The following is a 9,832-nucleotide window of genomic DNA, read 5'->3' on the forward strand; positions in this document are numbered from 1 at the left end:
GATCGCCGTCCATCCCGACGAGCCGTACTTCCTCACGATGCGGGCCCAGTCCCTGCTCGCCGCCGGCGACGCGGACGGGGCCCTGGAGCATCTGGCCCGCGCCGCGCGAGGCGCGCCGGACTACGGGCTTCCGCTCTGCATGATGGGCGACATCCTGTTCGATCAGAAGCGCGCTCCGGAAGGCGCGGTCGCCCACTGGACCGACGCGGTCGCGCGGGATCCGAAGGATGTGCGGCCACAAATGAGGCTGAGCGATTGGTATCTCGCCAGCCGGCAGTTCGAGCGCGCGATCGACGTCTCCCAGAGGGCGCTCGAGATCGACCCCCGGCTCGAGTGGGCCCATCTCAACATCGCCCGCGCCTACGCCGAGATGGGCCAACTCGAACTCGCGATCGACTGGACCAAGAGAGCGATCCGCGTCAACTCCCGATCGGTCGATGCCCTGGACCTCCTCGGCCTCGCGCGCCTGAGCCGCGGCGAGCCGGGGGAGGCGGCGAAGATCTTCGAGAAGGCGATCCGGATCCGCCCGACGGACGCGGTTCTCACGCACGCCGGGATCGCCCACGCGCACATGAAGAACGCCGAGCGGGCGATCGCGCTGCTCGAGCGCGCTCTCGAGATGAACCCGAGGAATCCGGAAGCGAACTACCAGATCGGGCTGCTCCTCGAAGGGAGGGGCGACCGCGGCCGCGGAGTCGAGCATCTCCGCCGGGCCGCCCGCCTCGGCTTCCCCCCCGCGGAGCAGGCGCTGCGCGCGCGGGGGGCCGCATGGTGACCGAAACCAGACCCGCTGGGGGAATCGTCTTCCACAAGACGATGGACCGCCCGGCGATGGTTGAGTTCTACAGGGGCCGCGTCGGGATGCGCGTCTGGCTCGAGCAGGCCGACTGCACGATCCTGAGCCACGGGAACCTCCTCCTCGGCCTCTGCCAGCGCGAGGAACGGACGACGGAAGGGATCCTCTGCGAGGATCGCTACGTGGCGACCGTCACCCCCGTCGGCTTTCCGGCGAGCTGGCCGCAGGCCTCGCCGCGCCGGCCTCTCGACTTGAGGGAGGCGTGACCGCCGGCGGCGCTCACTCCACCTGGAACCAGAGCGAGGCTCCCCAGTAGAGATCGTCCGTCCCCACCGCCGGGCCGAAGACGGCCTGCATCTCGCTCGTGTGCTCCCGCGACAGGAAGTGCGTGGCCATGACGACCCGGTATCTCCGCGAGTGGGCCAGGAGCGCGTGAAGGACGTACTGCTCCGTGTAGAGCCTCTTCTGGTACAGGAACGGATAGTCGTACGGGATGAAGACATCGTGGACGTGGACGAGCGTCCCCGCGGGGACCGAAGGGAGGATCTTGTTGTAGATCTGCGGGATGTCGCCCCGGGCGCGCGCGATATGACTCGAGTCGATGAAGAGCAGCGCGCCCCCGTCGAGGGGGAGATGATCCGCGCCGATCTCCTCCACGCGGCGATTGATGATCACGTCGGCATGCCCCCTCACATCGGCCCTCGGCTCGGGATCGATCACCGTGATCCGCGATTGGAGGCCATGCTCCGAGGAGACCTTCCTCGCGATCATCGTGCTATACCCCGCCCCGATCTCGACGATGCTCGGCGGACGATGGTCGAGGATCATCGCCGCGTAGATCTCCGCGTCGGGCGTCGGATAGGTGCCGTTGTGGATTCGATCCTGGCCCGGACACCTCGTGTTGATGCGCGGGTCCTCGCGGAGCGACCGGAAGAGATCGGCGCGCGAGGTCTTCCACCTGGCGAGGAGGGCCAGCTGCTCGTCCGGGCGCAGGTCGATCCCCCCGTGGCCGATCCGATCCCGAGGCCGGAAGCTCGACAGGTCGGACTCCGGGAGATCGGGGGGCAACACCCACTGCCGGACATACCGATCGAACTCCCTCCGGGATCCGAAACCCGGAGCGAGCCGCCGGATGATCCCGCCCGCCCATCGCCTCGGTTTGCCGCCCGCCGGTTGCAGAGACATGCGGCCTATATCCTACCGCGGATCAGTAGCGGCAGGAACCGCCGCGTCTGGCGTGGTAGTCCTGGTGGTAGTCCTCCGCGGGATAGAAAGGGCCGGCCGGCTCGATCTTCGTCACGATGGGACGCCCGAGCTGCTTCGCCGACCCCTGCAGGGAAGCGACATGCGCTCTTGCCTTCGATGCCTGCTCGTCCGTGGCCGCGAAGATCGCCGAACGGTACTGCTCGCCCACGTCCGGCCCCTGGCGATTGAGGGTCGTCGGATCGTGGATCTCGAAGAAGACGCGCAGGAGATCCTCGTACGCGAGACGCGCGGGATCGAAGGTGACGCGCACGGTCTCGGCGTGCCCCGTCCGGCCGCCGCAGACCTGCTGGTAGGTGGGATCCGGGACGGTCCCTCCCATGTAGCCCGAGACGGCGTCGATCACTCCGGGGACTTTCGAGAACTCGTCCTCCGTTCCCCAGAAGCAGCCGCCCGCGAAATAGGCGTTCTCCGCAGGCACCGGCAGCGACTCGGGAGGCAGCGGCGTTCCCTCGGGAAGGAAGAGCAGGGCGGCCGAGTTGACGCAGTAGCGCAATCCGGTGGGCGCGGGCCCGTCGTCGAAGAGATGGCCGAGGTGGGCGCCCGATCGCGCATCGAGAATCTCGGTGCGGATCATCCCGTGGCTGCGGTCCTCCTTCTGGATGATGTGGCCGGGATCGACCGGCTCGAAGAAGCTCGCCCAGCCGCTCTTGGAAATGAACTTCGCCCCGGAACGGAAGAGGGGAAGCCCGCTCACGACCGAGACATAGATGCCGGCCTCCTTCTTGTCGGTGTAGATTCCGCAGAAAGGAGGTTCGGTGTCGGCATGAAAGGCGATCCGCTCCTGCTCCGGCGTGAGACGGGCGCGGGCCGCCTCGACTTCCGCGGCCGTCCACGGGGTGATGTCGTATCCCGATCTCGAATAGCGGAACATGTCGTTCCCTCCCGTTCCTGCGACCTTCTTCCCCTCCGCCGCGGCTGATCCTCCGCCCGCAGCGTGATCGACCCAGCGGGCGCTGCCGAAGAGAAGCAGGGCGGCGACCCCGATCGCGGCCGCCATGGTCCCTGCGCCCCGCACCCCCGAGCCTCTCTTCATGTCTAGACGATACATCGTGGCCACTTCTTTCGCCCCCTCCTTGCGGCCGGCCGATCGCGAACAAGCAGGTACCCGCAAAGCGGCGTCCGGGTCCGGGGCCGGGCTCTTCCCCGCGTCTGCCCAGGATCTGGGCCGACCCGGAGACCCTTGCGGCGCCCCTCGCGGACGGCGTAGATTCCTGCTCCATAGATGCGAAGTCTGACCGATCGGATTCTCACCGGACTCCGGGGTCTGGAGCAGAAGGTCCTTGGGAGGGAGAAGAGCCCCCTCGAGAAGGGGATCTTCCACCACATCTCCCTCATCGCGTTCTTCGCGTGGGTCGGTCTCGGCGCCGATGGGCTCTCGTCATCCTGCTACGGGCCTGAGGAAGCTTACCGCGCCCTCGGCGAGCAGGTGCATCTGGCGCCCTTCCTGGCCATCGCGACGGCGATCACCGTCGGGGTCATCGCCGCCAGTTACTCCCTGATCATCGAGCTCTTTCCGAGCGGAGGGGGCGGATACCAGGTCGCAACGCGCCTCCTCTCGCCCCGCGTCGGAGTGGTGAGCGGCTGCGCCCTGATCATCGACTACGTCCTGACGATCGCCGTCTCCGTCGCGAGCGGCATCGGCGCGCTCCTCTCCTTCTTCTCCCGCGCCGACTCGCCTCTCAAGGTCCCGCTCTGCATCGCGGTCATCTTCCTGCTGGTGCTCCTCAACCTTCGAGGCGTCAAGGAATCGATCACGACGCTGCTGCCGATCTTCATCGTCTTCGTCCTCACGCACGCGATCCTCATCTTCGGGGGATTCTTCTCGCATCTCGACTCCCTGCCGGGCGTCGTGAACCACACGGTCCAGGGGACACAGGAGAGCATCCAGGGCGTGGGGCTGATCGCCACCCTCCTGATCCTCTTCAGGGCCTATAGCATGGGAGCGGGAACCTACACGGGGATCGAGGCGGTCTCGAACGGCCTGCGCGTTCTGCGCGAACCGCGCGTGCGCACGGGCAAGCGGACGATGTTATACATGGCGGTCTCCCTCGCCGTGACGGCGGGAGGCATCCTCTTCGCCTACAGGCTCTATGAGGTCGGCCACACGCCCGGACGGACCCTCAACGCGACTTTGCTCCATGCCTTCGCCGATCCGTGGAACTCGGTCGGGATCCCTCTCGGATCGATCTTCGTCGCCCTTGCGCTCCTCTCCGAGGGACTCCTCCTCTTCGTCGCGGCGCAGACCGGGTTCGTCGGCGGACCCCAGGTGCTGGCCTCCATGGCCGTCGACCGATGGATGCCCACCCGCTTCGCCAACCTGAGCAGCCGGCTTGTCACCGGCAACGGCGTCCTTCTCATGGGAACTGCCGCGGGCGTCGCCCTGCTTTACACGAAGGCGAACGTGAGCCACCTCGTTCTCATGTACAGCATCAACGTCTTCGTGACCTTCACTCTCTCGCAGCTCGGGATGGTCAGGCACTGGTGGCAGGTGCGGCGCACGGTGCGAACCTGGCTTGGCCGCTTCGTGCTGAATGGGACCGGATTGACCCTCTCGTTCGGGATTCTGATCGTCACCGTCCTCCTCAAGTTCGCGCACGGGGGCTGGGTCACGGTCGTCATCACGGGCAGCCTGGTGGGAATCGCCTTCCTCATCAAGCGCCACTACCGGCGCGTGGGGCTGGCGGCGCAGACGCTCAATCTCATCGCGGCCGACCAGTACCTGAGCCCCGGCGCGGCGGGCGCGGAGGTCTCGCGCCGGCCCCTCGCCCTCTTCGTGAATCGCTATGACGGCCTGGGGCTGATTACCATGAACCGCGCGCTCGAGCTCTTCTCGAAGCAAGTCGATCGAATCATCTTCTTGAGCGTGGCGCAGGTCGACTCGGACCAGTTCCAGGACGAGGAGCACCTCGACACCTTCCTCGAGAACAGGCGCCAGGAGATCGACAAGTTCGTCCGGCTGGCGCGCCAGCGCGGATACGAGGCCGAGTCCCACCTGGTGACGGGAACCGATGTCGTCGCGAAGCTGGAGTCTCTGGCCCTGGCGACGCGCGAGAAGTACCCGGCGACGCTCTTCGTCGCGGGCCAGGTCGTCTTCGAGCGCGAGACCTTCACGACGCGGCTGCTCCACAACGAGGTCGCCTTCGGGCTGCAGAAGCGCCTCATCTTCCAAGGCCTCGACGTGCTGATCCTCCCGGTCACGCTTCCCGAGGAGGCGCGGTAGGAGGCTCCGGTCATGCCGGATCAATCCTGATCCGCGCCCTGGCGGCCGGTCCCGTCCCAGAGGGTGCGGCGCCGGGTGCGCCAACCGTTGACCGACCCCAAGCCTCGATGTGGGGCGCCGCAGATCGTGTTGACTGCGTCCTCGGCGCTCCCTCCGCAGATCCGCCTACGGGAGGCTCCGCCCCAGGTAGACCAGCTTCCTGTCCGAGACCTGGGACCCTATCGTGAGCCGGGCGATGTAGATCCCGGCCGGGAGCGCGCGGGGCCGCCACGCGGCCCGCACTTCATCGCCCGCCTTGACGCCATCCCCTACCCTGCCGCCCAAGAGATCGGCGGTCCTGCGCCCCGCCGGGTCGTAGATCGAAAGCAGCAGCGGCGCTCCCGCGGGGGCCGAGGCGGGCACCACCGATCGCAGGACAGTCGAGTGTGTGAACGGGTTCGGCCCGTCGAGCGCGAGTCCGCCCCAGCGATGCTCGGAACCGGGCTCAGCCGCGATCCCGGACAGCTCCATGACATCGATCTCGCGCGGCGGGCCCCAAGGGGCCGCGTCCCCCTCACGGTCGATCGCTTGCACGGCGAAGTGGAACGAACCGGACGGGTGATCGACGAAGCTCAGCTCGGGCGCCGTCAGCCCGGTCGCCACGACGGTCTCGTTCACGAAGAGGTCCGCGGGCTCGATATCGTCGACGAACCACCCATCGTAGTTCGTCCACCCGTCGCTGTTGTAGCGGAAGCGGAGCCAGATCACCTCTCCTTCATAGGCCGAAAGATCGAAGCTCGCCTGGACCCAGGATGTCTGGTTGCCGGTGATCCCGTTGCCCAGGTTCCTTCCGTAGGGATCGTTGTTCGTCGTGATGCTGCCGGGAATCGGCGTGAAGTGGCGCGCATCGGTCGCCAGCTCGACGTAGCCGTAGTCGTAGTGGTTCTCGAGCCGATAGTAGGTCCAGAACCTCAGGACCTCTCCGGGGCGCACCCGATGGCCCCGCTTCGAGAGGAGAGTGTTGTTCACGTTGCTCGTGTTGCCGCCGTGGAAACTGTGGCTCGATGAGTGGTAACGCGTCGTGCTCCAGCTCCAGCCGTCCTCCGTCCAGCGATTCCGGTTCGCCCCCTCGAGATTGTCGGCGCCGACGACGAGGTCGGTTCCCCTGATCACGTTCCACCGCGTCGCGGGGTTGTCCTGATCGGGACGCGGCTCGCCCCAGGTCAAGACGAAGTCGGGCGGAACGGAGTCGGGCGAGGCGACTTCCGAGGGACCCGGCGGCAGCGCCCGGTAGGGATTGTCGGCCAGCTCGCACATTCGCAGGTTCCCCTCGAGATTCTCCGCGCAGAGGGCGGGGATCCTGCTCTCCGCGGGCCAGAAGCCGTCCGACGAGGTTCCCACCTCGGTGGTGTAGGCGAAGATCTTCGGCTTGGTCGTCTGCTCGCCGTACATCCAGTCGTTGGCGCCGCCGTTGGTCCTGTAAAGCATCTCCCAGGCGGTCCCTGAGTCGTAGCCGCTGATCGCGCGGCGCCGTCCCGCTAGGGCCAGGAATGCGTCGTTGTCCTCGATGTGGATGTTCTCGTACCCCATTGCGAAGAGGTCGTAGCCGCCGTAGGAGTGGTAGTTCAGGCAGATCGTGAACTCCTTCGATTCTACGAAGTCCCTCATCGCGGAGATCTCGGGCTCGCTGAAGGCAGCGGTGCCGCGGTAGGTCTCAGAGGCCCCATTGGGGCTCGAGCCCTCGTCGTCGTAGCCCCACATGTAGCCGAAGTTGCGATTCAGATCGACGCCGAAGCTTCCATCGAGGTTGTCGCGGCGGTTCTTGCGCCACATCCCGCCGCCGAGGGGGTCGGTCAGGACATTGTACTCGACCCCGTCGGGATTGACGACCGGCTGGAGGTAGATCTCCCTCGTGTTCACGATGTTCGAGATCCGGTGCTCCGTTCCGTAACCGTCGAGCAGACGCCGCGCGAGGTCGAAGAGGACCTCGAAGCTGATCGGCTCGCGCGCGTGGATGTAGGCGTTGAAGAAGATCTCGGGCTCGTCCTCGTCGATGCCGGGATTGTCGGAGATCTTGTACATCCAGATGGGGCGCCCCTCCAGGGTCGTCCCGATGCTGAACTTGGGCGTCATGATCTCGGGACGCAGGGCGGCGAGGGAGTCCATCGCATGGATCGCCTCGGTGTATGTGTGATAGGCGCCGAAGTCGCTCGTCCGGCTCAGTCGCGAGGCGTAAAACGCCTCGAGGTCGTGCGCGACCAGATCCAGATCGAACCCCAGGGCCCGCAGTCGATCGACCCGCTCCGGGGCGAGGGGAAGCTCGATCGCCTCATCGAGGTAGGCGGCGCCGCGGTCCCTCATCTCGGGAGCCGCCTCCATCAGACGGAGGAAGTCGGCCTTGTCGCGGGGAACGACCCGGACGAGCTGCGTGGCGGTCGCTGCCGTCGCGGCCATGGCGAGCGCGGCGGCGATGCATGACAGGGGGATCAGGAGACTTCGGCGCATGGGGTTCTCCGTGGGTTGAGGCCTCGGGTCTCTGCCGCAGTGCGGGGCGTCACTCTTACAATTGTAGCACCTGGCGGGCCGATCGGGGACCGTCAAGACGCGAGCAAGCGGACCTCCCGCTGGCGCGCCGTCAGCCAGACGCACCCCGCGTCGCTCACCTGCGCCATCTCCTCGATGCCGAGGTAGCCTCTGCCCTCCACCATGACCCCGAGCTCGAGCGTGTAGACCTCTCCCGCCCGCACCGGCAGGTAGGGCAGCCGGCCCAAACGCTCCCATCGCGGCGCGAGGACCCCTCCGCCGTCGTGTCCGCTCCTGCCGACCTGATGCCCGATCGCGTGCGCGTACTCCGGATACCCGCGATCGAGGATCGTCGCCCGGCCGGCGGCATCGACGGCCCAGCCCTCGACTCCCGGCCGGAGCGCTTCCGCGCCCGCGGTGACGGCCGCGTTCACCGCGTCGAGCGCGCGAGAGACATCCCCCGGAATCCCCGCTCCGGCCCGCTCGGGCATGTACCAGCAGCGCTGCATGTCGGAGCAGTAGCCGTGAACCGACACTCCCAGGTCGATGTGGAGGATCTGTCCGGGGCGGAGCGCGATCTCGGCCGAGGGGATCCCGTGGCCGATCATCGAGTCGGGTCCGATGTTCACGATCGGATCGCCCACCCGGCTCCAGGCGTAGCCGAGCCCTTCTGCGTCGATCTTCCCCTGGATGAAGTCGTAGATCTCCCGCTCCGTCCTCCCGGGGACGAGACGCTCGAGGGACTCCAGCAGCGGGCCGCGGATCCCCTCGTCGTACGCGATGACGTCCTGCCAGTCGCCCGAGGCCCGGATCGGATCGGCGTCGTAGCGGCCGACGATCGCGACCCGTCCACGATCCGGCGTGACGATCAGCGCGCTCTGCCAGACCAGCGGCGTCTCCAGGATCAGGGGAAGGACCGGATCGCCTCCCTCCGCCGTCTCGCGGACGAAGGTGATCCAGGCGTCGATGCCCGCGGCGCGGAGGAGCTCCGTCGCCTGGGCGAGCTTCTGCGCTGTCAGCGTCTTCATCTCCTCAGGATCCCCCTCAAGTGGCCTATCGCCTCGTCGATCTCATCGCGCGTGTTGAGACAGGAGAGGCTGAAACGCAGCGTCCCGCCCGAGGCGAAGGTGCCGAGCGTTCGATGCGCGCGGGGCGCGCACTGCAACCCCGCGCGGCAGAGGACTCCGGCGCGATCGAGATCGCGGGCGATCTCGTCCGTTTCCCGCCCTTCGACCGTGAAAGAGGCGATCGCGATCTGGCTCTCCGGCGCGCCGGGCCCGAACAGCCTCACTCCCGGCAGACCGCGAAGGGCCGTCCAGAGAGCGGACAGCAGCTCCCCGTGAATCCGGCGCTGGCGATCGATGCCGCCGCCCATCACATACTCGATTCCCGCCCGCAGGCCCGCGATGCCCGGGATGTTCAGCGTCCCCGCCTCGTAGCGATCGGGCACCGTCGAAGGCTGCTCTTCGAAGGCGCTGCTGCTTCCTGTCCCCCCATGAAGGAGCGGAGCGATCATCTCCGGATCACGGACGTAGAGCGCGCCCGTCCCCGCGGGTCCCAGGAGCCCCTTGTGCCCCGTGAGGGCGAGGGCGTCGATCGGATCGCGGCCCACGTCGAGATCGACGACGCCTGCCCCTTGCGCCCCGTCGACCAGGACTGAGACGCCGGCCCGCTCGCAGAGGGCGGCAACCTCGCTGACCGGCATGATCTCGCCGGTCACGTTCGAGACCGCCGTGATCGCCACGAGCCTCACCGGATCCCGGCCGGCTCCGAGCCTCTCCTTCAACCTGTCGAGATCGACGGGGCGATCGGCCGTCCCCGGCAGATCCTCGACGATGACCCCCCTGGACCGCTCCAGGTGCCGCAGGGGGCGCATGACGGCGTTGTGCTCGAGCAGACCCGCGAGGACGCGGTCCCCTTTCCGCAGCGAGCCGAAGAGAACGAGGTTGATCGCTTCCGTGGCGTTCTTGGTCATGATGACGTGGCTGCTGTCCGGGGCGTGGATCAGTTTCGCGAGCGCTTCCCGCGCCCCCGCCACGAGCCGCGCC

General features: G+C 67.5%; 8 protein-coding genes. 3 read left to right on the top strand and 5 right to left on the bottom strand.

The window, feature by feature from the left end:
- Both FJY88_09285 and FJY88_09290 read left to right on the top strand, forming a co-directional pair.
- Window positions 1-775: tetratricopeptide repeat protein (locus FJY88_09285; GenBank protein MBM3287523.1), on the top strand; the 775-nt coding region annotated here is incomplete at its 5' end.
- Window positions 772-1,062, top strand: coding sequence for a hypothetical protein (locus FJY88_09290; GenBank protein MBM3287524.1), 291 nt, complete (start codon window positions 772-774; stop codon window positions 1,060-1,062). The genes FJY88_09285 and FJY88_09290, both read left to right, overlap by 4 nt.
- Before the next feature lie 13 nt (window positions 1,063-1,075).
- Here the strand turns inward: FJY88_09290 and FJY88_09295 are convergent, their stop codons facing one another.
- A complete protein-coding gene (locus FJY88_09295; protein MBM3287525.1) occupies window positions 1,076-1,981 on the bottom strand; it encodes a class I SAM-dependent methyltransferase in 906 nt (301 codons plus the stop codon).
- A gap of 22 nt (window positions 1,982-2,003) precedes the next feature.
- Window positions 2,004-2,933, bottom strand: a complete 930-nt coding sequence (locus FJY88_09300) for a bifunctional methionine sulfoxide reductase B/A protein (GenBank protein ID MBM3287526.1) — start codon at window positions 2,931-2,933, stop codon at window positions 2,004-2,006.
- A 351-nt stretch (window positions 2,934-3,284) separates the two neighbouring features.
- Between FJY88_09300 and FJY88_09305 the strand changes: the two genes are divergently transcribed.
- Complete coding sequence (locus tag FJY88_09305; protein ID MBM3287527.1) at window positions 3,285-5,282, top strand: APC family permease; 1,998 nt, start codon at window positions 3,285-3,287, stop codon at window positions 5,280-5,282.
- Window positions 5,283-5,447: 165 nt separating this feature from the next.
- On the opposite strand, the gene FJY88_09310 is transcribed toward FJY88_09305, so the two are convergent.
- From FJY88_09310 to FJY88_09320, 3 genes are all read right to left on the bottom strand, one after another.
- Window positions 5,448-8,042, bottom strand: coding sequence for a hypothetical protein (locus FJY88_09310; protein ID MBM3287528.1), 2,595 nt, complete (start codon window positions 8,040-8,042; stop codon window positions 5,448-5,450).
- Window positions 7,859-8,812: an aminopeptidase P family protein gene (locus FJY88_09315; GenBank protein ID MBM3287529.1), complete on the bottom strand. Its 954-nt coding sequence runs from the start codon at window positions 8,810-8,812 to the stop codon at window positions 7,859-7,861. Before FJY88_09315 ends, FJY88_09310 begins: the two co-directional genes overlap by 184 nt.
- A partial coding sequence (locus FJY88_09320) for an aminotransferase class V-fold PLP-dependent enzyme (GenBank protein MBM3287530.1) occupies window positions 8,809-9,832 on the bottom strand: 1,024 nt, incomplete at its 5' end. The genes FJY88_09315 and FJY88_09320, both read right to left, overlap by 4 nt.

This window comes from Candidatus Eisenbacteria bacterium, assembly GCA_016867495.1.
Taxonomy (GTDB): Bacteria; Eisenbacteria; RBG-16-71-46; order CAIMUX01; family VGJL01; genus VGJL01.